The organism is Morganella sp. HMSC11D09 (assembly GCF_001807955.1).
In the GTDB taxonomy this organism is placed as follows: domain Bacteria; phylum Pseudomonadota; class Gammaproteobacteria; order Enterobacterales; family Enterobacteriaceae; genus Morganella; species Morganella morganii.
In genome coordinates this window covers 1-23,905 of sequence record NZ_KV791696.1, presented here as the reverse complement: position 1 = coordinate 23,905, position 23,905 = coordinate 1, and the positions used below count along the sequence as shown (strand labels likewise).

The window sequence follows — 23,905 nt, the reverse complement described above, 5'->3', positions numbered from 1 at the left end:
TGTTCAGTTTGTGCATGTTCATGGGATGTCCTCAGTATAAACAGTGATTACAGATAACTCGTTCTATGTACTAGTTAACTAGATCGCGGTTGGTGTGTCAAGGGTTTTTGTGGAATACTGTGCGTCCCGTAAATGCGGATGAAATTTTATGAAGTCACTTCTGGCAATGAATTGTCAGAACAGAAGGGAGACGCGATGGAGCCGGAAAACACAGGTATTGACCTGTCGTGCTATGATTTACACAGCCATACCACTGCGTCAGACGGCATGCTGACACCGGAGCAGTTACTGGACAGAGCCGCTGAGATGGGCGTGACCGTGCTGGCAATTACCGATCACGACACCACGGATGCACTTCCGGCGGCACATCATTATCAGCAGGCAAATAATTTGCCGCTGACGGTGATTAATGGTGTTGAAATATCAACGCTTTGGGAACATCATGAGATTCATATTGTCGGGCTGAATATTGATATTACCCATCCGGCAATGACAGAATTACTGGCGCAGCAGTCAGAACGGCGCCGGGCACGCGGGATGCTTATCAGTGAACGGCTGGCAAAGGCCGGAATTGAAGGCACCTGGGATGAGGCGAATGAGCTGGCGCAGGGCGGTGAAGTCACGCGCGGACACTTCGCCCAGGTGTTGATCGCCCGTGGTGTGGAACCGACGATTCCGAAAGTGTTCAAACGTTATCTCGCCCGTAACAAAACCGGTTATGTGCCGCCGCAATGGTGTGATATCCCTGACGCCGTGCAGACCATTCATGCCGCCGGCGGACAGGCCGTGCTGGCACATCCCGGCCGCTATGGCTTATCCGCCAAGTGGCTTAAACGCCTGTGTGATTTCTTTAAACAGGCCGGCGGGGATGGCATGGAAGTGGCGCAATGTCAGCAGGCTCCGGATGAGCGCCGGACTCTGGCACAATACGCAATAACATACGGATTAAAAGCCTCCCAGGGATCCGATTTTCATCAGCCGTGTTCGTGGATAGAACTGGGCCGTAAATTGTGGTTACCGGGTGATGTAATACCAATCTGGCAGGATTGGTCACTGAAGGATTAACAGAGGAAACAACATGGGCCAGATGTTTTATATCCATCCGGATAACCCGCAGGCACGCCTGATCAATCAGAGCGTGGAGATTTTTAACAAAGGCGGCGTGGTGATTTACCCGACCGATTCCGGCTATGCCATCGGCTGCCGCCTGGAAGATAAAGATGCGTTACAGCGGATCTGCCGTCTGCGTCAGATAGACAGTAATCATAACTTTACCCTGATGTGCCGCGATTTATCGGATATCTCTACCTATGCACATGTGGATAACACGGTATTCCGTTTAATCAAAAATAATACACCGGGTAATTACACCTTTATTCTGCGGGCGACCAAAGAAGTGCCGCGCCGTCTGATGAGTGAAAAACGTAAAACCATTGGTCTGCGTATTCCGGCAAACCCGATTGCCATGGATTTGCTTGCTGCAATGGGCGAACCGCTGATGTCCGCCAGTCTGATTTTACCGGGTAATGATTTTGCGGAATCTGATCCGGAAGAAATTAACGATGCCCTGGGCAAGCAGGTGGATCTGGTGATCCACGGCGGTTATATCGGCCAGCAGCCGACCACGGTTATCGATTTGACTGACGACGTGCCGGTTGTGGTGCGTGAAGGAACCGGAGATGTAACGCCGTTCCTGTGACCGCCATGTGCGTCACATGTGTAAAATGCGTTAGCGCCGTGCATTAACCTGTGTATAATGCTGCGGTTGATTTTTATGACGCCTGTGAAGGCGACAGCAGAGGGTGCTCAATGAGCCAGAAAACAGAAAAGTTACAAAAGGTGTTGGCGCATGCAGGGCATGGCTCACGCCGCGAAATTGAAAGTTACATCGAAGCGGGTCGTATCTCCATTGACGGCAAAACTGCCACACTGGGTGACCGTATCGATGTTAATACGAATGCTAAAATCCGCCTCGACGGCCGGATTTTAGGCATCAAAGATGCACAGAAAAACCCGTGTCGTGTTCTGGCGTATTACAAGCCGGAAGGGGAATTATGTACCCGCCACGACCCGGACGGCCGTCCGACAGTCTTTGATCGTCTGCCGCGTATTCAGGGAGCCCGCTGGATTGCCGTCGGTCGCCTGGATGTGAATACCAGCGGATTACTGCTGTTCACCACCGACGGGGAACTGGCAAACCGCCTGATGCACCCGAGCCGTGAAGTAGAGCGTGAATATGCGGTCCGTGTCTTCGGTGAAGTGGATGATGCCAAACGCAATCAGCTGCTCAAAGGTGTTCAGCTGGAAGATGGGCCGGCCTCATTCCGTTCGCTGAAATTCAAAGGCGGGGAAGGTATCAACCAGTGGTTTAATGTCTCCCTGACCGAAGGCCGCAACCGCGAAGTCCGCCGGATGTGGGAAGCGGTCGGTGTGCAGGTCAGCCGCCTGATCCGTGTCCGTTACGGCGATATCGATCTGCCGAAAGCGCTGCCGCGCGGCGGATGGGTGGAACTGAACCTGGAAAAAACCAACTATCTGCGTGCACTGGTGGGACTGCCTGCAGAAACTACCACCAAGGTTTCTGTGGAAAGTGATAAACGCCGGATCAAAGCCAATCAGATCCGCCGTGCGGTAAAACGTCACTCACAAGTCGGCACCACCGCATCAAAACGTAATTCCGGGCGTCCGTCATCAACCCGTCAGGGTACCGGAAATACACAGAAACGCCGTACCGGTAAATAATAATCCGGTTACGTAAAACCGGTATTTTCTGTTATTTCAGCCTGTATTTGTTCTTATAAACGTCCTGTGCCATCGCACGGGGCGTTTTTTTGTACAGGAGTCATGCAAATACCCGCAGTGTGGGTTAAAATAATCAAAACAGTATTTCCCGCCGGTGAATGACCGGGAAACAGAGATATATCTGCGAGGAGATGATTATTGCGATAACCAGATGCGGTCTGTTAACGCTCATCTTTCTGCTCCCCGGATGTGATGACGAAACACAGCCCGGCACACCTGAACTGAGCCGGTATTACTACAGTAATATTACCGGGGATGATCTGTTTTTTACGGTAAACGGAAAAAGTTATCACCTTGCACATGACGCGGAGGGCATTGTTTATCTGCCGTCCGGCCTGAATAAGCTGGAAACCCCGCAGGGACAACAGATTTCCTTTATGGCTTATCCCGGAAACAGCGGCGGGATCCTCAATCCGTCCCGTGCCCGTTATTATTCCTATACCATTCATGACGGCGATACGCTGTATTCACCGCAATTTAATTCCATGGTGAAGACATTTAAATTTGACGGCCATTATTATCAGGGACCGTTGCGGACGAGTAATGCCGACGTTATCGATAATAACCTGTTTAAATGCCGGTATCCTTCCGATGTGCCGGATATAAAAGCCGTACTGGACAGATTTGTTGCCGGGGAAAAAGGAATGATGACAATCTGTATGAATGAAAATGAATTTCGCCGGTTCCTGGAATACAATCCGCGCGGTGTCAGTTTATTACCGGATAATACGGTGCTCACCCCGGAACAGGATGCGGATACCGGCAATAATAACCGTCTGTCTGATATTCAGTTTCAGGATGCGGAATTGCGTGAGGATGCAGAGAAAATCACTGATATTGTGACGGAGTTCCGGCATCAGACTGATGTGACAAAAAAATATGAAATATACAGCCGTTATCACACGGTACTGATGCGGATGGCTAATCGTTACCGTCAGATACTGCTGCAAAGCGATAAAGAGAATAAGACAGATAAAGAAGAGAGCAGGAGATTCAGTGAGTTTGTGCAGGAAACCGGTGAAATTTTCGGTGCCGGGGTTTTACCGCTGCAAACGGATGAAACGCCCCCGGCACACTGACGTTACTGCCTTTAATTATTCCGCCGGTCCGGCTTTGCGTCCGGGCTGTGCATCATAGCTGATCCCGTTTTTACCGGCACTGTCATCACACATCACATATAAATAGGTCGGCATAATATCCGCCGGGGTTTTCAGTTTTTCTGATGCCTCATCCGGAAATGCGCCGGCGCGCATGGCCGTGCGGGTACCGCCCGGATTAATGCAGCTGACGCGCAGCCCTGTGCCTTTATATTCCTCAGCCAGAACCTGCATCATACCTTCAGTGGCAAATTTTGAGACGGCATAGGCTCCCCATCCGGCACGGCCTTCGCGGCCGACACTTGATGATGTGAATACCAGCGAACTCTGCGGGGATTTCAGCAACAGCGGTAACAGTGCCTGTGTCAGTATAAAGGTGCCGTTAACATTCACCTGCATCACATCCTGCCATAACTGCACCGGCTGCTCCGTGACCGGCGCGACCACGCCGAGAATACCGGCGTTGTGCAGTACGCCATCCAGACGCGGAATTTCCTGTTCCAGTGCGGCAGCGAACTGACGGCTTTGCGCTTCTGTCAGTGTCAGTAAGTCCTGATGATAAATACGCGGCACTGACCCGTAACGCTGCGTGATTTCATCACGGACGGCCTGTAATTTGGATTCTGTCCGGCCGGTCAGGATCAGTTCCGCACCGTAGCGGGCATAGGTCAGGGCGGCTTCGCGGCCGATCCCGTCACCGGCACCGGTTATCAGGATGATTTTATTCTTCAGTGCATCAGGGGAGGACGGGGAAAAGCGGGATACATCATTATTATGCATGGTGATAACTCCGGAAAAGCAAATGGACGGGTATCACATCCCGGACAGGGTGTGAACCCGTTTTTATCATACCGTCCTCAGGGCGTGATTGCCATCAAGGGTTACAAAACTAGTTGAGCATTTATCAGATTTTTTAGTTAAAATAGCGCCATTCAATTTAACAGTATTAAGGTGTGCCGGTGGAGTTTCTCTCACAATACGGTTTGTTTCTTGCTGAAACCGTAACTATTGTTCTGGCAATCATTGCCATTGTCGTGTTCTTTGTCATGCTCAGCATCCGTAAAGGGCAGTCTCTGGGTAAATTACGTCTGACGGATCTGGGTGAAAACTACCGCGACAGACAGCGTGAAATGCAACATGCCCGCATGAGCGAAGCAGAGCAGAAAGTCTGGAATAAAGCGTTTAAAAAACAACAAAAAAACGAAGATAAAAAAGACAAAAGCAACGCCAAAAACGGTCAGACCCGTCTGCGCAAATCCTGTATCTATGTAATTGACTTTAAAGGCAGCCTGGATGCGCACGAGGTGGAATCACTGCGTGAAGAAATCACCATTATTCTGTCCGTGGCCGAGCCGGGTCTGGATGAAGTGCTGGTGCGTCTGGAAAGCCCGGGCGGGCTGGTTCACGCCTATGGTCTGGCAGCCGCTCAGCTGACCCGTCTGCGTGAGAAAAATATCCGTATTACCATTGCGGTTGATAAAGTCGCGGCCAGCGGTGGTTATATGATGGCGTGTGTGGCGGATAAAATTGTGGCCGCGCCGTTTGCGATTGTCGGCTCGATTGGTGTGGTGGCACAGGTGCCTAACATCCATCGTCTGCTGAAGAAAAATGATATTGATGTGGAAATGCATACTGCCGGTCAATATAAACGCACGCTGACATTCATCGGGCAGAATACTGATGAAGGCCGAGAGAAATTCCAGCAGGAGCTGGATGAAACGCACGTTCTGTTCAAAAGCTTTGTTTCTCAGAACCGTCCGTCTCTGGACATTGATAAAGTGGCGACCGGTGAACACTGGTACGGCACCCAGGCGAAAGAGCTGGGTCTGGTTGATGAGCTGGCAGTGAGTGATGATTTAATTGTCGCGGCAATTCCTGACCACGAAGTGATTCAGGTGCGTTATTTCCGCCGTAAGCGTCTTATCGATAAAATCACCCAGAGTGTGATGATGAGTGCTGACCGCCTTATTCTCCGCTGGTGGCAGCGCGGGAATGGCCCGGTCGGGAAATAACCGTCTCAATATAAATAACGGCAGCGCAGGCTGCCGTTATTCTTTGCGGATTATTATTATCCGGCCGGTGACTATTCCGGTATCCGTCTGTTAATCCGCCAGATGATATTGTTCTGACAGAACGTGAGCGAGATGTTTAAACATATTAAAGACGGCCGCACTTTTGAGTGTCGGCAGGCCCTGGTCGTCTAAAAAGTATTCACCTTTAAAAACCAATACGCCGGATTTCTGTTCAACATCATCAGCCTGCATACCCTCCAGAAAATCTTCATGTTCCTGTATGATTTTATTGGCTTTTTCTAACAGCTCTTGTTTGCTGATGGCGATGGTTTCTTTTTGCATTCTGTGAACTCCTTTGAAAAATAATTTGTTGCGCATCACTATTTATCAGGTAGAGTGTGAACTTTTCAAGAGCCCCGCAACGTGGCGGGAAGACTATTTGCGTAATACACTCCGGTGACGGCGATATTAAAAATACATCATTTCCTGACAGATGTTTTGAGTTGAAACAAAGCATTAGTATAAAAAGAGTTGATCTATTACGAAAGTGCCTCAATATAAAAGGCAGTGTATTTAACGCAAAAATTGGCGTTTTTATAATCGCCCCGAAAATTTAGGTAATGATAATTATGGGTAAAGCTCTTGTCATCGTGGAGTCCCCGGCAAAAGCCAAAACGATTAACAAGTATCTCGGCAAAGACTACGTGGTGAAATCCAGCGTCGGTCACATCCGGGATCTGCCGACGAGTGGTTCAGCGAGCCGTAAACCCGCTGCTGCAGGCGATAAAACGAAAAAAGTTAAAAAAGACGAACGCACAGCGCTGGTCAGCCGGATGGGTGTTGACCCGTACCACGGCTGGGAAGCGGATTATCAGATTCTGCCGGGCAAAGAAAAGGTTGTTTCTGAATTACAGCACCTGGCCGCCGATGCATCACACATCTATCTCGCAACGGACCTTGACCGCGAAGGGGAAGCCATTGCATGGCACCTGCGGGAAGTGATCGGCGGTGATGACAGCCGCTTCAGCCGGGTTGTATTTAATGAAATCACCAAAAATGCGATAAGTCAGGCGTTTGAACAGCCGGGCGAACTGAATATTGACCGTGTGAATGCCCAGCAGGCGCGCCGCTTTATGGATCGCGTGGTGGGTTACATGGTGTCTCCGCTGCTGTGGAAGAAAATTGCCCGTGGTTTATCCGCCGGTCGTGTGCAGTCTGTCGCGGTGCGTCTGATTGTTGAGCGCGAGCGCGAAATCAAAGCGTTTGTACCGGAAGAGTACTGGCAGATCCACGCACTGCTGTCTGATAAAAAAGATCAGCTGCGCATGGAAGTGGTGCAGGAAAACGGCAAAACCTTTAAAGCGGTCAATGAGAAACAGGCACATGCTGCTGTCAGCAAGTTACAGGCTGCCACCTTTAAAATTACTGACCGCGAAGACCGTCCGACCTCCAGCAAGCCGGGTGCACCGTTTATTACCTCCACACTCCAGCAGGCCGCGAGCACGCGCCTGAGCTTTGGTGTGAAGAAAACCATGATGATGGCACAGCGTCTTTATGAAGCCGGTCACATCACCTATATGCGTACCGATTCCACCAACCTGAGCCAGGATGCCATTACAATGGCGCGTGACTATATCACTGAGAATTTCGGTGATAAGTATCTTCCTGCCTCGCCGAATCTGTACAGCAACAAAGAGAATTCCCAGGAAGCGCACGAAGCTATCCGTCCGTCTGATATCGCTGTAACGGAAGAGATGCTCAAGGATATGGAGCCGGATGCGCGCCGCCTGTATCAGTTGATCTGGCGTCAGTTTGTCGCGTGTCAGATGACACCGGCAAAATACGATTCCACCACACTGACCGCAGAAGCGGGTGATTTCACACTGAAAGCCAAAGGGCGCACACTGCGTTTCGACGGCTGGACCAAAGTGATGCCTGCACTGCGTAAGAATGATGAAGATAATACGCTGCCTGCGATTGCGCCGGGCACGGTCATGACGCGCGAAGCGATTGATCCGGTACAGCACTTTACCAAACCGCCTGCGCGTTTCAGTGAGGCGTCGCTGGTTAAAGAGCTGGAAAAACGCGGTATCGGTCGTCCGTCCACCTATGCGTCAATTATTTCCACCATTCAGGATCGCGGTTATGTGAAAGTGGAAAACCGCCGTTTCTATGCTGAGAAAATGGGTGAAATTGTCACCGATCGTCTCGAAGAAACCTTTGCGGAACTGATGAACTACGACTTTACCGCACGGATGGAAAATCAGCTCGACCATATCGCCAACAATGAAGCGAAGTGGAAATCGGTGCTGGACGAATTCTTTGCTGATTTCAGCAAGCAGCTGGATAACGCGGGCAAAGAGCCGGAAGAAGGCGGTATGCGAACGAACCCGATGGTCATTACCTCGATCATCTGTCCGACCTGTTCCCGCCCGATGGGGATCCGTACCGCATCCACCGGGGTATTCCTGGGCTGTTCCGGTTATGCTCTGCCGCCGAAAGAGCGCTGCAAGCAGACCATCAACCTGATTCCGGAACACGAAATCCTCAATATCCTTGAAGGGGATGACGCGGAAACCAATGCGCTGCGTGCCCGCCGCCGCTGCCCGAAATGCGGCACTGCGATGGACAGCTACCTGATCGACACCGGCCGTAAACTGCATGTCTGCGGTAACAACCCGGAATGTGAAGGGTACGAAGTCGAAGAAGGTGAGTTCCGCATTAAAGGGTATGATGGCCCGGTCGTTGAATGTGAGAAATGCGGCTCTGAGATGCACCTGAAAATGGGGCGTTTCGGTAAGTACATGGGCTGTACCAACGACGAGTGTAAAAACACCCGTAAAATTCTGCGTAACGGTGAAGTCGCTCCGCCGAAAGAAGATCCGGTTCCGTTACCGGAACTGCCGTGCGAAAAATCAGACGCGTACTTTGTACTGCGTGATGGTGCTGCCGGTATCTTCCTGGCGGCGCACAATTTCCCTAAATCACGGGAAACCCGTGCACCGCAGGTAGCAGAACTGGTTCGCTTTAAAGATCGTCTGTCTGAGAAAATGCGTTATCTGGCGGAAGCGCCGGTGGCGGATCCGGACGGTAATCCGACGACTGTCCGCTGGAGCCGCAAAACCAAACAGCAGTATGTGGCATCCGATAAAGACGGCAAAGCCACCGGCTGGTCTGCATTCTATATTGACGGCAAATGGGTTGAGAAAGCCAAATAATCTGTCGTCATAATATCGGCGGTATCGTAATAATAAAAACCGGTCAGGAATTTTCCTGACCGGTTTTTTTATGCCGGAAACAGTGATCTGACGGTGTATTGTACGGCAGACAGTGATTAATAGCTTTTTGTTATAAGCATTGATGAAAACGGCCTAAGAGGAGGTAGCCGCGATTTTCCGCACTTTCCCGTGAGATGTGCGGTATAAGGGTATTAGCCTGTTATATTTTGACTGGTGTCAGTGCGGTTTTTGTTATATCGTCGGTGAATAGAATAACGTTATAACAATTTGCTCACTTATTCTTTTTCGGAATAATAAAGATGAAAAAGGAGTAAGCAATGCCGAGCCTGCACGGAAAGGAATAAGCGGATGAAATTACAGCAGCTGCGCTATATTGTGGAAGTGGTTAATCACAATCTGAATGTCTCCTCGACTGCCGAGGGGCTGTACACATCACAACCCGGTATCAGTAAGCAGATCCGGATGCTGGAAGATGAGCTGGGAATGCAGATTTTTGCCCGCAGCGGTAAACATCTGACCCATGTGACACCGGCCGGGGAATCCGTTATCCGTATCTCCCGTGAAGTGCTGGCGAAAATTGATGCCATCAAGGCTGTCGCCAGTGAGCACACATATCCGGAGCAGGGAACCCTGAGTATCGCCACAACCCATACCCAGGCACGTTATGCACTGCCGCCGGTGATTAAAGGCTTTATTGAGCGTTACCCGCACGTTTCCCTGCATATGCACCAGGGCACGCCGACACAGATAGCCGAGGATGTTTGCAAAGGCAACAGCGATTTTGCCATCGCGACAGAAGCCCTGCATCTGTATAACGATTTGATTATGCTGCCGTGCTATCAGTGGAACCGGGCCGTGGTGGTCCGCCGTGATCACCCGCTGGCACAGCGGCGTGATCTGACTATCGCGGATATCGCGGAGTATGAGATTGTCACTTATACCCACGGTTTCACCGGCCGTTCCGAGCTGGACAGCACCTTTGAAAAACAGGGGCTGAAGCCGAAAGTGGTCTTTACCGCAACAGATGCGGATGTGATTAAAACCTATGTCCGTCTCGGGCTCGGGATCGGGATTATTGCCAGTATGGCGGTCGATCCGGAGACGGATAAAGACCTCGTCAGTATCGATATGCGGGATAAATTCAGCTACAGCACCACAAAAATCGGTTTCCGGCGCGGTAGTTTCCTGAGAACCTATATGTATGATTTTATGTGGCGTTTCGCGCCGCATCTGACGCGCGATGTGGTGGATAAAGCGATTGCGCTGCGTAATAATGAAGACATCGAAGCCATGTTTAAAGACATTCCGCTGCCGATTGTCTGAATACTTATTATCAGGGGAACTGATGAGTAAATTATCCGCACTGACAGGCGCTGTCCTGCTTGCCGCCGGGCTGTTGCCGGCGGTTGTATCTGCATCCGTACCGGCGGCACCGGTCTGTAAAGAGACCGTGCGTGACCCGGAAAGCTATGATTCAACGGATGAATGCTACTACAAAGGCAGTAATCTGGTTCAAACTTACGGGATCTACCGCAACACAACCGGAGAGCCAAAGAATCTGACGGAAAAACTGACACCCGGCACGGATCAGTCTTTCACCGATTATGGTGATACGGTCAGTCTGGAATACAAATGGCGGGGCAATAATCACCTGACGGTAACGCAGTTATTTAACGGCGGTCAGGATACCATCTCATTTGAGAATGACGGGCAGGGAACCCGGGTTATTACAGAATACAGTCCGGATTAATTATCCTGCAAAATTGTTAGTTTTGGTTACATTGAATTAACAAATTGTGTGGCTGCCCCCGCAAAGATTACGGGAATATGGTATCTTTATAATGAAAATAATAAGGAAGATACCTGTTTAACCCGTACACTCTGTGTGGAGGCGTTATGTCGTTAACCTTAAAGCAACAGTGTGAAACCCTGCTGACAGCGGGTGGAAAACACTACCATATCTATCATCTCTCCCGCCTGGCGGAACAGCTCGGCAATCTTGATAAACTTCCCAAATCCCTGAAAGTGCTGGCCGAAAACCTGTTGCGTAATCTCGATGGCGACAGCGTACAGGTGCGCGATTTACAGGCGCTGATCGACTGGCAGAAAACCGGCACCGCTGACCATGAAATTGCCTTCCGGCCCGCCCGTGTGCTGATGCAGGATTTTACCGGTGTGCCGGCGGTGGTGGATCTGGCGGCGATGCGCCAGGCTATCCGCGTGCTGGGCGGAGAAGAGAGTAAGGTCAATCCGTTGTCGCCGGTCGATCTGGTTATCGACCACTCGGTGATGGTGGATGAATATGCCAGTGAGCAGGCTTTTGCTGATAACGTGGCCATTGAAATGTCACGTAATAACGAGCGTTACCGCTTTCTGCGCTGGGGACAACAGGCCTTTGACCGCTTCCGTGTGGTTCCGCCGGGAACGGGGATCTGCCATCAGGTCAACCTCGAGTACCTCGGGAAATCAGTCTGGTATGAAACCCGCGACGGTAAAACCTATGCTTATCCGGATACCCTGGTCGGGACAGATTCCCACACCACCATGATTAACGGCCTCGGCGTGCTGGGCTGGGGCGTGGGCGGTATTGAAGCGGAAGCCGCGATGCTCGGACAGCCGGTGTCAATGCTGATCCCGGATGTGGTCGGGTTTAAACTGACCGGCCGTCTGCGCGAAGGGATCACCGCTACTGACCTGGTACTGACTGTGACACAAATGCTGCGCAAACACGGCGTGGTGGGCAAATTTGTTGAATTCTGGGGTGACGGTCTGGCGCAGTTGCCGCTGGCTGACCGCGCCACGATTGCCAATATGGCACCGGAATACGGTGCAACCTGTGGTTTCTTCCCGGCGGATGAGGTCACACTCAGTTATATGCGTCTGACCGGGCGTAGTGATGACGAAATCGCACTGGTGGAAACGTACTGCAAAGCGCAGGGATTGTGGCGTCACGAGGGGGATGAGCCGCGCTTTACCTCCGGGCTGGCGCTGGATCTGGCGGATGTGCAGACCAGTCTGGCCGGGCCGAAACGTCCGCAGGACAGAGTGGTGCTGGCGCAGGTACCGGGCGCGTTTCAGGCGGCGGTTGATCTGGAACTGAACAAAAAATCCCCGGCGGCGAAAGTCCCTGTTTCTCTGCATGGCGACGATTTTATCCTGGAAGATGGTGCCGTCGTGATTGCCGCTATCACATCCTGTACCAACACTTCCAACCCCGGTGTACTGATGACCGCCGGTCTGCTGGCAAAAAATGCCGCTGAAAAAGGGCTGACCCGCAAATCGTGGGTGAAAACCTCTCTGGCCCCCGGTTCGAAAGTGGTGACAGATTACCTGAATGCCGCCGGATTCACGCCGTATCTGGATCAGCTGGGGTTTAACCTTGTCGGTTATGGTTGTACTACCTGTATCGGCAACTCCGGGCCGCTGGATGCAGAAATCGAAGCAGCCATTAAAGAGAATGACCTGACAGTCGGTGCCGTGCTGTCCGGTAACCGTAACTTTGAAGGGCGCATCCATCCGCTGGTGAAAACCAACTGGCTGGCTTCTCCGCCGCTGGTGGTGGCTTATGCACTGGCAGGCAATCTGCACTGTAATCTGGAAACCGATCCGCTGGGTTATGACAAACAGGGCAAGCCGGTACTGTTAAAAGATATCTGGCCGGATAATGCCGCAATTGCTGCCGCAGTGGAAAAAGTGAAAACAGAGATGTTCCGCAAAGAGTATTCGGCAGTGTTTGACGGTGATGAGCAGTGGCAGTCACTGCCGGTGGAAAATACCCCGACTTACCAGTGGCAGCCGGATTCCACCTATATCCGTCATCCGCCGTATTTTGAGGGAATGCCGGTTTCCCCGGCGCCGGTCAAAGATGTAAAACAGGCGCGGATTCTGGCGATCCTCGGTGATTCTGTCACCACTGACCATATCTCTCCGGCGGGGAACATCAAAGCAGACAGCCCGGCGGGGCGCTATTTACAGGCACACGGCGTGAAACCGGCGGATTTTAACTCCTACGGCTCACGGCGCGGTAACCATGAAGTGATGGTGCGCGGCACGTTTGCCAATATCCGCATCCGCAATGAAATGGTGCCGGGCACGGAAGGCGGATTTACCCGCCATATTCCGTCCGGGGAAACGCTGGCTATCTTTGATGCCGCGATGCGTTATCAGGAGTCAGGGACACCGCTGGTGGTGATACCCGGGAAAGAGTACGGCTCCGGTTCCAGTCGTGACTGGGCAGCGAAAGGCACTAATCTTCTGGGTGTGAGAGTGGTGCTGACGGAATCCTATGAGCGGATCCACCGTTCTAACCTGATTGGTATGGGGATCCTGCCGCTGGAGTTTCCGGCGGGAACCGATCGCCGTACGCTGGGGCTGACCGGGGATGAACTGATTGACGTCGGCGGCCTGAACAGTGTCACACCAAAACAGATTGTGCCGGTGAAAATCACACATGCGGACGGACGTGTGACTGAACTGAATGCCCTGTGCCGTATCGACACACAGACGGAGCTGGAATATTACCGCCACGGCGGCATCCTCTGTTATGTGATCCGGCAGATGCTGGCGTAACGTTGTCAGACGGGGAAAAAACAAAGCGCGGTATTTTTGCCGCGCTTTTCTGTTTTTACTTTTTGCAGGTGGATTAGTGATTACAGCCCGGAGACTGGCACAGCATGTGTCCCATTTTCTCCGCTTTGGTATCCAGATAATGGGCATTAGCCGGATTACGGCCGACAATCAGCGGCACGCGTTCAGTAATGTTAATCCCGGCCTGAGTCAGAATCTCGACTTTTTCCGGGTTATTGGTCAGCAGGCGGATGGCGTGCACATCCAGCAGTTTGTACATATCGGCGCACAACGTGAAATCGCGCTCATCTGGGGCAAAACCCAGCTTCTGGTTGGCTTCAACGGTATCCAGCCCGGTATCCTGTAATGCGTAGGCACGGATTTTATTCAGCAGGCCAATATTACGGCCTTCCTGACGGTGATACAGTAATACACCACGGCCTTCTTCCGAGATCTGTTTTAAGGCGGCTTCCAGCTGAAAACCACAGTCACAGCGCAGGCTGAACAGCGCGTCACCGGTTAAACATTCTGAATGGACACGGGATAACACCGGCTCATCACCGCTGATATCACCGAACACCAGAGCCACGTGATCGTGACCGGTGGCAATTTCTTCAAATCCGACCATCAAAAATTCCCCGAACGGGGTAGGTAATTTTGCCTGTGCGACACGTTTTAACTGCAACTCTTTATTCATGATTTATTAACTCATTGATATAAATATCTTTATTTAAACGCACATAATCGTATTGGCGATGTTATTATCTGCGTTGCCCGGGAAATGAAACTGACATTCCATTTGCGGGTCAAATAACTGAACATGACCATAGTAGTACATCAGTTTGACAAAAATAATATTTATTTTTAACGGAATGATTCAACCCGGATGAAAAACCTGACAAAACCCTTTATCGCCGGTGTCATATTGCTGATGCTGGTACCGCTGGTGACATTACTGACCGGCTGGCGCTGGCAGCCATCAGGTGATGATGACCTGCTGCGCGGCCTGTGGCGCCTGACAGATACCGCGGCATATCCGCTGGCCATTATCGTATCACTCATTTTTTGTATTCTGTTTGTCCGTTTGTTTCGCGGCAGCAGAAAGCAGGCACTGCGCGCGGCAGCACTGATCCTGGTGGTGGTGGCTGCGGGACAGGGCATTAAAGTGGCGATGAAAAACACCATTAAAGAGCCGCGCCCGTATGTGGTCTGGCTGGCACAGCAACATATTGTGTCAGAACAAGGGTTCTATGACCTTTCCCGGAAAGCACGGGCGCAACTGCTGGAAAATACTGTGAAAAATCATTATCAGGTGCCCGGCTGGCTGCTGAAGCACTGGAAAAGTGAAACCGGTTATGCATTTCCGTCCGGTCATGCACTGTTTGCAAGTGCATGGGCGCTGATTCTCTTTGTGTTTTTTACCGCACAGGGCCGCCGCGGGCTGGCGGGCGTGATTCTGCTGTGGGGCATTCTGGCGGAATACAGCCGCCTGGCGCTGGGGATGCACTGGCCGTCAGATATCATTATGTCTGTGATTATTAACGCAATCCTGGCCGGAATATTCTTTATCTGGCTTAACAGACAGAAGGAAAATGGTGTGGAACCGCCGCCGCTGACCTGAAATCATGTTATTATAAGGCGCGTGAAACCCGTTGCCGGTATTCTGTGCGGATACCGGCAAAAAAGCGGAAAAAACTCGGGAACACAACAAATTACTTTCATTCTCCCCGGGGTAAATGGTAACTTAAGGGGTTAGTGCGTCTGCAAGAAGCAGGCGCGGAATGCAAGCCTGATAATAGGAACGCCGGTGAAATATTTTCTGATTTTTATCCTTGTACTGGTGGTTTTCATCATTTCGGTGACACTGGGCGCAAATAACGATCAGGTAGTCACATTTAATTATCTGATTGCGCAGGGACAGTATTCTGTATCCACCTTGCTGGCCGTACTGTTCGGTATCGGTTTTGTGCTGGGCTGGATTGTCTGCGGTCTGTTTTATTTACGTCTGCGGTTGTCGCTGGCCCGTGCCCGGCACCGGATCAAACGTCTGGAAGCTGACCAGACGGTGCAGTCTTCCGGTTCGGTTGCACTGCGGGACACCACTAAGGAATAAGCATTATGCTTGAGCTGTTGTTTCTTCTGTTGCCCATTGCTGCCGCATACGGCTGGTATATGGGGCGGCGCAGCGCGCAGCAGAATCAACAACAACATGCTGACCGCCTGTCACGCGACTATGTGGCAGGCGTAAACTTTTTGCTGTCCGATCAGCAGGATAAAGCGGTTGATTTGTTCCTCGACATGCTGAAAGAAGACAGCTCTGCATTTGAAGCTCACCTGACACTCGGCAACCTGTTCCGTTCGCGCGGCGAAGTGGAACGCGCCATCCGCATCCACCAGTCTCTGATGGAAAGCGCCTCTCTCTCCTATGACCAGCGTCTCCTCGCCACACAACAGCTGGGCCGCGATTATGTGGCCGCCGGGGTCTATGACCGGGCGGAAGTCCTGTTTTTACAGCTGATTGATGAGGCGGATTTCAGACAAAGTGCACTCCAGTCGCTGTTATCGATCTATCAGTCCACCAGTGACTGGAGCAAAGCTATCGATATCGGTGAAAAGCTGCTGAAACAGGGTGATAGCGGGCAGCGGGAGAATATCGCTAATTTCTATTGTGAGCTGGCATTGCAGGCGCTGGGCAGCGATAACACTGACGGGGCATTTGCGTATCTTGCCAAAGCGGCGGGGGCGGATAAAAACTGTGCCCGGGTGTCGATTATGCAGGGGCGCATTCATATTGAACGGGCGGAATACAGCAAAGCCGTTACCGTGCTCAAGCGGGTGTTTGAGCAGGATAAAGAAATGGTCAGTGAAACACTGCCAATGCTGGAAACCTGCTACACGCACCTTGATCAGCCGGCAGAATGGGCAGAATACCTGCTGCACTGTTCGGATGAAAATATTGGCGCTATTGCCGAACTCTATCTTGCGGATATTATTGAACAGCAGGAAGGGCCGGAAATGGCGATCACCTATGTTAACCGCCAGTTGCAGCGCCATCCGACCATGCGTCTGTTCTGCCGTCTGATGGAATATTATCTGTCAGAGGCGGAGGAAGGGCGTGCCAAAGAGAGTCTCGGCCTGCTGCGTAACATGGTCGGCGAACAAATCCGGACAAAACCGGATTACCGCTGCGGCAAATGCGGATTTACATCACACGCCCTGTACTGGCACTGCCCGTCCTGCCGGTCATGGGATACTATCAAGCCTATCAGAGGGCTGGACGGACAGTGACAACGTCACATTTATCCGTAATTATTTACCCGTATTAATTCACCAACCACAGGTAATACATTCATGACATCTCTTTCTTCGCATACAGGCCGTGCAGATATCGCATCGCCTGTTATTGTTGCGCTCGATTACGACAACCCGGATGATGCGCTGGCTTTTGCCGACCGTATCGATCCGGCACAGTGCCGTCTGAAAGTCGGTAAAGAGCTGTTTACCTTCTGCGGGCCGGAATGTGTCCGCGCGTTACAGCAGCGCGGGTTTGAGGTCTTTCTTGACCTGAAATTCCATGATATTCCGAATACCGCAGCGCATGCGGTGCGGGCAGCGGCTGAGCTGGGTGTGTGGATGGTTAACGTCCACGCGGCAGGTGGTGAACGCATGATGACAGCGGCAAAAGAGATCCTGCTGCCGTACGGCAACGATGCGCCGCTGCTGATCGCTGTGACCGTGCTGACCAGCATGGAGCAGTCCGACCTGGCCGGTACCGGTATTGATGCCACACCGGCAGAGCACGCGCTGCGTCTGGCAAAATTAACACAGAACTGCGGGCTGGATGGTGTGGTCTGTTCTGCTCATGAAGCGAAACTGATGAAAGAGACCCTGGGCCGGGAATTTAAACTGGTCACGCCGGGGATCCGCCCTGAAGGCAGTGATGCCGGTGACCAGCGGCGTATCATGACACCACCGCAGGCAGTCAGTGCCGGGGTGGATTACATGGTTATCGGGCGGCCAATCACCCGCAGTGATAACCCGCAGGCGGCATTACAGGCGATTAATGCTTCAGTGGGAGTATTATAAGATGGACAATAATTCACGCCTGGTTTATTCCACAGATGCCGGCCGTATTGATGAGCCGGAAGTCAAAGCGGAACGCCCGAAAGGTGACGGTATTGTCCGTATTCAGCGTCAGACCAGCGGCCGTAAAGGTAAGGGTGTGTGCCTGATCACCGGTATTGATTTGGATGATGCTGCACTGAGCAAGCTGGCGGCAGATCTGAAAAAACGCTGCGGCTGCGGCGGGGCGCTGAAAGACGGTGTAATTGAAATTCAGGGTGATAAACGCGATTTACTGAAGCAACTGCTGGAAGAGAAAGGCTTTAAAGTCAAACTGGCAGGCGGCTGACAGAGAGATAAGGCGTCCGTTGCGGACGCCTTTGTCACTGACCGGCCTCGTGGCCGATAATCCCGCCGACGGCAGCACCACCCACTGTACCCAGACCGGAACCATCCGTCAGGATCGCGCCGCTGATAGCACCTAACTCAGCACCAATTGCGGTATCTTTCTCCTGCTCTGACAGGTTCTTACAGCCGCTGAGTGCCAGCAGGCCACCAGCAACAAGCAATGCCGTTACTATTTTCTTCATCTCATTTCCCCGCTGAATGTCTGATTATCATCACTATAGCAATCACGTTACTAATTACTATCCTCATGATTTAAATAAAATTTAAATGCTGATAAAGGTATTAATGTCCGGGATTTAATGACAGGAACAGCGGCGGGTTCTGAGTGGCAGGAATAAAAAAACCGCCGTTAATACAAAACGGCGGTTCTTATCAGTAAGTGATTCCGGATCAGAGCGGGCGGGCCAGAATACTGCGGGTTTCCATCTTAACTTCCTCAATTTTCACCGGAATGATGTCATTGAGGCGGTAACGTACTTCACCTTTAATCAGCACTGAGCCGGTTTCCTGGCTGCACTGGAGCTCATCTTTGACCGGGTGAATAAAGGTGCCGGGGATAAAGGCGACCGCGCCGTTGTCTGTCAGACGGACACGCACGCCACCGCGGGTGATATCAATGATCTCAGCCGGGAACGGGGTATCTGTACCGGCATACGGCTGCAGATAACGGGCATATAACCAGTCACCGACATCACGCTCTGCCATACGGTTGGCACGGCGGCGCTCTGCCAGGTGCTCGGCCAGGGCTTCAGCTGGTTTTTCCGCAGACTGACCGGCGATAATCGCTTTCAGCAGACGGTGGTTCACAATATCGCTGTATTTACGAATAGGGGATGTCCAGGTTGCATAGCCATCCAGTCCCAGACCAAAGTGCGGGCCTTTTTCCATGCGTACTTCGGCAAAGGTCTGGAAGCGGCGGATACGGCTGTCGAGGAACTGTGTCGGCTGATTATCCAGTTCACGGCGCAGACGACAGAAACCGTCGAGAGTCAGTAATTCTTCAGCGCTGAAGTTAATACCGTTTTCGGCGAGCAGGGCAACGGCCTGACTGATGGTCAGCGGATCCAGCCCGGTGTGCACGTTATAGACACCAAAGCCGAGTTTTTTATCCAGCACTTGTGCGGCACAGATATTGGCGGTGATCATCGCTTCTTCCACAATGCGGTTGGCACTGCGGCGCTGTTCAGCCACGATATCCGTCACTACGCCGTTTTCATCAAGGATAAAGCGGTAATCAGGACGATCTTTAAAGACCAGCGCATGAGTTTCACGCCAGTGATGGCGGCGCTGATACATATCCTGCAACAGGGAAATCTGACGGCGGATAGTTTCATCCGGCGTCACGCGGTCAGCCACACCTTCCAGCAGGTCGGAAACATCGTCGTAAGCCAGCTTGGCTTTGGATTCAACCCAGGCGGCGAAGAATACGGCATCATCAGACAGAGAGCCATCCTCATTAACGGAGACCTGACACACCAGTGCCGGGCGGCGCACATGCGGATGCAGCGAGCACAGGTCATCAGACAGGTTACGCGGCAGCATCGGGATATTAAAGCCCGGCAGATAGTTGGTAAATGCGCGTTTATGGGCAATAGCGTCCAGCTCGCTGCCGGCCGGGATGTAGCTGGTCGGGTCCGCAATCGCGATAGTCAGCTGAAGCTGATTGTTATCACCGGTAGTGATGTAAAGTGCATCATCCATATCTTCGGTGGATGCGCTGTCGATAGTGACAAAATCCAGATGGGTCAGATCAGTACGCGGCAGATTATCATCCGCCATGGTTACCTCAACCGGCTCCGGCTCTTTCAGTGCGTGCTGGTGGCGGGTCAGTGTCACCCACCACGGCGCGTAATGGTCGTCCGCATCGGTGATAAAGCCGGTGATTTCCGCGTGGAAGCTGCGATCACCTTTCAGCGGGTGGCGGCGCATTTCCGCAACTGCCCAGTCACCCTGACGAAACTCATGATCAACGCCTTTTGCCGGACGGCAGGGAATGGAATCTTTTAACAGCGGATGATCAGGAATGATCCAGAGACGGTCATCATTTTCCTTGCGCTGCACACGGCCGACAAACCGGTCCAGAAACGGGGTGATCAGCGCTTCAGGCTCAGCCACATCTTTATTATTCACCGTGTGAATAGCTGCGGTGACGCGGTCGCCGTGCATGACTTTTTTCATCTGCGGCGGCGGAATAAAATAGGATTTTTGTCCGTCAACTTCCAGGAAACCGTAGCCTTTATCGGTACTTTTTACGATCCCTTCGACACGCAATGTTTTATCGTGGAGCTGTTGTTTTAGCTGAGCTAACAGCGGGTTATCTTGAAACATAGGTTCCCGTACTGGTTGGGTGAGCAAATTTATGGTTATTTTTACGCGAATTTACGCTGCCCGCAAGCACAGAGGGCAATTTCTGTTTAAAGCGCAGCAGATTAATCTTCCGGATACACTTTTTCGCTGAATTCACACAAATCCTCAATGATGCATGAACCGCAGCGGGGTTTGCGGGCAACACAGGTATAACGCCCGTGCAGTATAAACCAATGGTGGCAGTCGACTTTAAATTCTGCCGGAACAACCCGCAATAATTTTTGTTCCACCTCATCCACATTTTTACCGGGGGCAAATTTTGTGCGGTTACAGACACGGAAAATATGGGTATCAACAGCAATGGTCGGCCAGCCGAACGCAGTATTGAGCACCACATTGGCAGTTTTGCGCCCCACACCCGGCAGCGCCTCAAGCGCGGCTCTGTCTTCCGGTACCTCACCGTTGTGCAGATCAACCAGCATCCGGCAGGTTTTAATCACATTTTCTGCTTTGGTATTAAATAACCCGATGGTTTTAATATAGGATTTCACACCGTCCACACCCAGATCCAGAATGGCCTGCGGCGTATTGGCAACGGCATACAGCGGACGGGTGGCTTTATTGACACTGACATCTGTCGCCTGGGCGGATAATAAGACGGAGATCAGTAATTCAAACGGAGAATCAAACAGCAGTTCAGTGGTGGGTTGCGGGTTGTTGTCCCGCAGGCGGGTCAGGATTTCAATACGTTTTTCTTTATTCATAACGACATTGGCTCATTCATGATAAAAGCAGCCTCCCGGAGAGGAGCCTGCTTAATTATACAGTTATTTGACCAGATGGCTTCCGCATCCTTTTTCAGTTTCATATTGCGGAGCGGCAGGTGCATTTTTGCGTTTTTTCATTTTCTCATCAATAAGATACTTGCCTGCCAGCATTAAGCCAAGCCCGATAAAGGCACCCGGTGGCAGCATAGCCAGCAGGAACGGGGTGTCAAGGTGCAGCACATCGACGCGCAGCACTTTAGCCCAGTCGCCAAGCAGCAGATCCGCACCGTCAAACAGAGTGCCGTTGCCGAGAATTTCACGCATGGCGCCGAGCACAAACAGCGCGGCGGTGGCACCAAGCCCCATCGCCAGGCCGTCAATCGCAGAAGGGTAAACGGCATTTTTGGCAGCAAACGCTTCGGCACGGCCGATGACAATACAGTTGGTCACAATCAGCGGGATGAAGATACCGAGCGACTGATATAAGCCGAAAGCATAGGCGTTGATCAGTAACTGAACCGCAGTCACGACGGAGGCAATCAGCATCACATAAATAGGAATGCGGATTTCTGACGGGATCCAGCGGCGCAGTGCGGAAACCGCCACGTTAGTACAAATCAGCACCAGGGTGGTGGCCAGTCCCAGACCCAGCGCATTGGTGACCGTGGAGGAAACCGCCAGCAGCGGACACAGCCCCAGTACCTGAACCAGGGCAGAGTTGTTTTTCCATAATCCGTCGGCGAATAACTCTTTAATCTGACTCATTATTCTGCTCCGCATTGAGGTAAGGTGTTCAGCAACGGCGGCAGTGTCTGCATATAATCCGCTGTTGCACGGACAGCATTGACGACTGCGCGCGGCGTGATGGTGGCACCGGTGAACTGATCAAAATCCCCGCCGTCTTTTTTCACTGCCCAGTGCGGGTCATCAGCGGATTCAATGTGTTTGCCGCTCAGAGAGGTGATCCAGTCGGAAATCCGGGTATCAATTTTATCACCCAGCCCCGGTGTCTCTTTGTGTTCGGTCACGCGGGAGCCGAGCACGGTGCGGTTAAAATCAGCGGCAACCAGCAACTGAATATTACCGGAATAGCCGTCCGGCGCGGTGGACTCCAGCACTGCGGCGACCGGTGTGCCGTCTTTGCGGGCAACATACAGCCGGTGCGGCAGTTCATTACCCAGGGCAGGATCGGTGACCAGATAACACTCTGCAATCACATCATTATTATAAACCGATTCCGGCAGGATTTCGGCAAACAGCGCCTTTTGCTGTGCGGCAGCCTGTTTATCAATTTCCGGTTTTGTCAGAGTATAGACAAACCCGCTCAGCCCGGTGGTACCGGCGGCAAACAGGGCGAGGATCAGGCCGTAACGGCGTAATGTGGCAATCATTTATTCCCCCGTTTGTGCCCGTAAACACGCGGTTGTGTGTAGGTATCGATCAGCGGCACGGTGATATTGGCCAGCAGAACGGCAAATGCCACCGCATCCGGATAACCGCCGTAAACACGGATAATCCACAGCAGAAGGCCGATCAGTATCCCGTATATCAGGCGGCCGCGTGGTGTGGTGGAAGCGGTGACCGGGTCGGTAGCGATAAAGAATGCCCCGAGCATGGTGGCACCGGAAAACAGCTGTATAACCGGGGATGTAAAGTGTGATGAATCAATCAGGTATCCGATCACTGACAATACCGCGAGTGTTCCCAGCATGGCGGCCGGGATCTGCCATGAAATCACTTTACGGTTAAGCAGAATACAGCCGCCGATCAGGTAACCGATATTCACCCACTGCCAGCCGATACCGGCGACAGAGCCCTGTAAAACGGGTTGTGTCAGGATTTCGGACATATCGCGGGTCAGCAGACCGGTTTTGAAACTGTCGAGCGGAGTCGCCTGGCTCATACCATCCGCTCCGGCGCGTAACTGCTCCAGTGTCTGGCCACCATCTGATAACCCGGTGAAAATCACATGCAGACTGTCACTGAGCGAAACCGGGGTGATTTGCAGACTCTCCGGCGGCAGCCAACTGGTCATCTGTACCGGGAAGGAGATCAGCAACACCACATAACCGACCATTGCCGGGTTAAACGGGTTTTGTCCGAGACCGCCATATATGTGCTTGGCAATAATCACGGCAAAGAATGTACCGATAACAATCATCCCCCACGGCGCCAGCGGCGGAATACTGACAGCCAGCAGCACTGCAGTGACCAGCACGGAGTTATCTTTCAGATACGGCATCACAGGCTGATTGCGCAGCCGGACAGCAATACTTTCGGTGACCAGCGCAGTTACAACTGCAATCAGAATCTGAAACAGGGTACCGGCGCCGAAAAACCAGAGCTGCGCGGCAATTCCCGGGATCATGGCAATCACCACCCACAGCATGATGGCGGAGGTGTTGTCACGGTTATGCGTAAACGGTGATCCCGCAATTTTCAGCCGGTGCGGGGCGTTTGAGGAAACGGGCCTAAATTTCATGCTTATTTCGCTTCATTAATCAGTGGTTTCTTCAGAATGTTGTGCAGCGGCCTGAGCGGCTTTCTTCGCTTTGGCACGGGCAATGGCGGCAGCGACAGCGGCTTTGCGCGGATCTGTCTCTGCTTCCGCTGCCGGTTGAGCAGCTTCCGCCGGAGCTTCAGCA

General features: G+C 52.1%; 23 protein-coding genes. 14 read left to right on the top strand and 9 right to left on the bottom strand.

The genetic code is table 11. The features are described 5' to 3' along the window. The first annotated feature begins 195 nt into the window (after positions 1 to 195). From HMPREF3119_RS11685 to HMPREF3119_RS11670, 4 genes are all read left to right on the top strand, one after another. The gene (locus HMPREF3119_RS11685; protein WP_070579806.1) at positions 196 to 1,065 is read left to right on the top strand and encodes an RNase RNM; all 870 of its coding nucleotides are present in this window, start codon (positions 196 to 198) and stop codon (positions 1,063 to 1,065) included. A gap of 13 nt (positions 1,066 to 1,078) precedes the next feature. Further along, positions 1,079 to 1,699 carry an L-threonylcarbamoyladenylate synthase gene (locus HMPREF3119_RS11680; RefSeq protein WP_070579803.1) on the top strand — a complete coding sequence of 207 codons (621 nt, stop codon included), beginning with the start codon at positions 1,079 to 1,081 and terminating at the stop codon, positions 1,697 to 1,699. 110 nt (positions 1,700 to 1,809) lie between these two features. Beyond that, entirely contained in the window at positions 1,810 to 2,742 is a 933-nt protein-coding gene (gene rluB, locus HMPREF3119_RS11675) for a 23S rRNA pseudouridine(2605) synthase RluB (RefSeq protein WP_004239215.1), read from the top strand. A gap of 191 nt (positions 2,743 to 2,933) precedes the next feature. Further along, a complete protein-coding gene (locus HMPREF3119_RS11670) occupies positions 2,934 to 3,881 on the top strand; it encodes a hypothetical protein (protein ID WP_046024640.1) in 948 nt (315 codons plus the stop codon). A gap of 15 nt (positions 3,882 to 3,896) precedes the next feature. Here HMPREF3119_RS11670 and HMPREF3119_RS11665 read toward each other — a convergent pair whose 3' ends face one another. Continuing rightward, a complete protein-coding gene (locus HMPREF3119_RS11665) occupies positions 3,897 to 4,679 on the bottom strand; it encodes a YciK family oxidoreductase (RefSeq protein WP_024473155.1) in 783 nt (260 codons plus the stop codon). Between the two features lie 179 nt (positions 4,680 to 4,858). Between HMPREF3119_RS11665 and sohB the strand changes: the two genes are divergently transcribed. Further along, the gene (gene sohB, locus HMPREF3119_RS11660) at positions 4,859 to 5,911 is read left to right on the top strand and encodes a protease SohB (RefSeq protein WP_004239219.1); all 1,053 of its coding nucleotides are present in this window, start codon (positions 4,859 to 4,861) and stop codon (positions 5,909 to 5,911) included. A gap of 90 nt (positions 5,912 to 6,001) precedes the next feature. Here sohB and HMPREF3119_RS11655 read toward each other — a convergent pair whose 3' ends face one another. After that, a complete protein-coding gene (locus tag HMPREF3119_RS11655; RefSeq protein ID WP_015422731.1) occupies positions 6,002 to 6,253 on the bottom strand; it encodes a YciN family protein in 252 nt (83 codons plus the stop codon). 287 nt (positions 6,254 to 6,540) lie between these two features. Here HMPREF3119_RS11655 and topA point away from each other — a divergent pair, with 287 nt between their 5' ends. The 4 genes from topA (at position 6,541) to acnA (ending at position 13,719) form a co-directional block, all read left to right on the top strand. Beyond that, a complete protein-coding gene (gene topA / locus HMPREF3119_RS11650) occupies positions 6,541 to 9,129 on the top strand; it encodes a type I DNA topoisomerase (protein ID WP_004239222.1) in 2,589 nt (862 codons plus the stop codon). Positions 9,130 to 9,498: 369 nt separating this feature from the next. Continuing rightward, on the top strand, positions 9,499 to 10,473 hold the full coding sequence (cysB, locus tag HMPREF3119_RS11645; RefSeq protein ID WP_004238139.1) for an HTH-type transcriptional regulator CysB: 975 nt from the start codon (positions 9,499 to 9,501) through the stop codon (positions 10,471 to 10,473). 22 nt (positions 10,474 to 10,495) lie between these two features. Next, positions 10,496 to 10,900: a hypothetical protein gene (locus HMPREF3119_RS11640; protein ID WP_004239223.1), complete on the top strand. Its 405-nt coding sequence runs from the start codon at positions 10,496 to 10,498 to the stop codon at positions 10,898 to 10,900. 146 nt (positions 10,901 to 11,046) lie between these two features. After that, a complete protein-coding gene (gene acnA, locus HMPREF3119_RS11635; protein ID WP_070579800.1) occupies positions 11,047 to 13,719 on the top strand; it encodes an aconitate hydratase AcnA in 2,673 nt (890 codons plus the stop codon). 73 nt (positions 13,720 to 13,792) lie between these two features. Here the strand turns inward: acnA and ribA are convergent, their stop codons facing one another. Beyond that, complete coding sequence (gene ribA / locus HMPREF3119_RS11630; RefSeq protein WP_024473150.1) at positions 13,793 to 14,401, bottom strand: GTP cyclohydrolase II; 609 nt, start codon at positions 14,399 to 14,401, stop codon at positions 13,793 to 13,795. A 201-nt stretch (positions 14,402 to 14,602) separates the two neighbouring features. Here ribA and HMPREF3119_RS11625 point away from each other — a divergent pair, with 201 nt between their 5' ends. The 5 genes from HMPREF3119_RS11625 (at position 14,603) to yciH (ending at position 18,127) form a co-directional block, all read left to right on the top strand. Then, positions 14,603 to 15,337, top strand: coding sequence for a phosphatase PAP2 family protein (locus HMPREF3119_RS11625; RefSeq protein WP_070579798.1), 735 nt, complete (start codon positions 14,603 to 14,605; stop codon positions 15,335 to 15,337). A gap of 186 nt (positions 15,338 to 15,523) precedes the next feature. After that, positions 15,524 to 15,829, top strand: coding sequence for a LapA family protein (locus HMPREF3119_RS11620; RefSeq protein WP_015422730.1), 306 nt, complete (start codon positions 15,524 to 15,526; stop codon positions 15,827 to 15,829). A gap of 5 nt (positions 15,830 to 15,834) precedes the next feature. Then, on the top strand, positions 15,835 to 17,004 hold the full coding sequence (lapB, locus tag HMPREF3119_RS11615; protein WP_004238133.1) for a lipopolysaccharide assembly protein LapB: 1,170 nt from the start codon (positions 15,835 to 15,837) through the stop codon (positions 17,002 to 17,004). Between the two features lie 63 nt (positions 17,005 to 17,067). After that, positions 17,068 to 17,802 (top strand): orotidine-5'-phosphate decarboxylase, encoded by a 735-nt coding sequence (gene pyrF / locus HMPREF3119_RS11610; RefSeq protein ID WP_004238131.1) that lies wholly within the window; start codon positions 17,068 to 17,070, stop codon positions 17,800 to 17,802. A 1-nt stretch (position 17,803) separates the two neighbouring features. Continuing rightward, positions 17,804 to 18,127, top strand: coding sequence for a stress response translation initiation inhibitor YciH (gene yciH / locus HMPREF3119_RS11605; RefSeq protein ID WP_004238130.1), 324 nt, complete (start codon positions 17,804 to 17,806; stop codon positions 18,125 to 18,127). 34 nt (positions 18,128 to 18,161) lie between these two features. Here yciH and HMPREF3119_RS11600 read toward each other — a convergent pair whose 3' ends face one another. From HMPREF3119_RS11600 to rsxD, 6 genes are all read right to left on the bottom strand, one after another. Then, a complete protein-coding gene (locus HMPREF3119_RS11600; RefSeq protein ID WP_004238129.1) occupies positions 18,162 to 18,368 on the bottom strand; it encodes a glycine zipper 2TM domain-containing protein in 207 nt (68 codons plus the stop codon). 208 nt (positions 18,369 to 18,576) lie between these two features. Beyond that, entirely contained in the window at positions 18,577 to 20,514 is a 1,938-nt protein-coding gene (locus HMPREF3119_RS11595; RefSeq protein ID WP_015422729.1) for an exoribonuclease II, read from the bottom strand. Positions 20,515 to 20,615: 101 nt separating this feature from the next. Next, on the bottom strand, positions 20,616 to 21,257 hold the full coding sequence (gene nth / locus HMPREF3119_RS11590) for an endonuclease III (RefSeq protein ID WP_004239230.1): 642 nt from the start codon (positions 21,255 to 21,257) through the stop codon (positions 20,616 to 20,618). A gap of 63 nt (positions 21,258 to 21,320) precedes the next feature. Continuing rightward, entirely contained in the window at positions 21,321 to 22,025 is a 705-nt protein-coding gene (locus tag HMPREF3119_RS11585; protein WP_004238126.1) for an electron transport complex subunit E, read from the bottom strand. Beyond that, complete coding sequence (gene rsxG, locus HMPREF3119_RS11580; protein ID WP_004238124.1) at positions 22,025 to 22,651, bottom strand: electron transport complex subunit RsxG; 627 nt, start codon at positions 22,649 to 22,651, stop codon at positions 22,025 to 22,027. Before rsxG ends, HMPREF3119_RS11585 begins: the two co-directional genes overlap by 1 nt. After that, positions 22,648 to 23,742 carry an electron transport complex subunit RsxD gene (gene rsxD, locus HMPREF3119_RS11575; protein ID WP_070579795.1) on the bottom strand — a complete coding sequence of 365 codons (1,095 nt, stop codon included), beginning with the start codon at positions 23,740 to 23,742 and terminating at the stop codon, positions 22,648 to 22,650. Before rsxD ends, rsxG begins: the two co-directional genes overlap by 4 nt. Between the last annotated feature and the right edge of the window lie 163 nt (positions 23,743 to 23,905).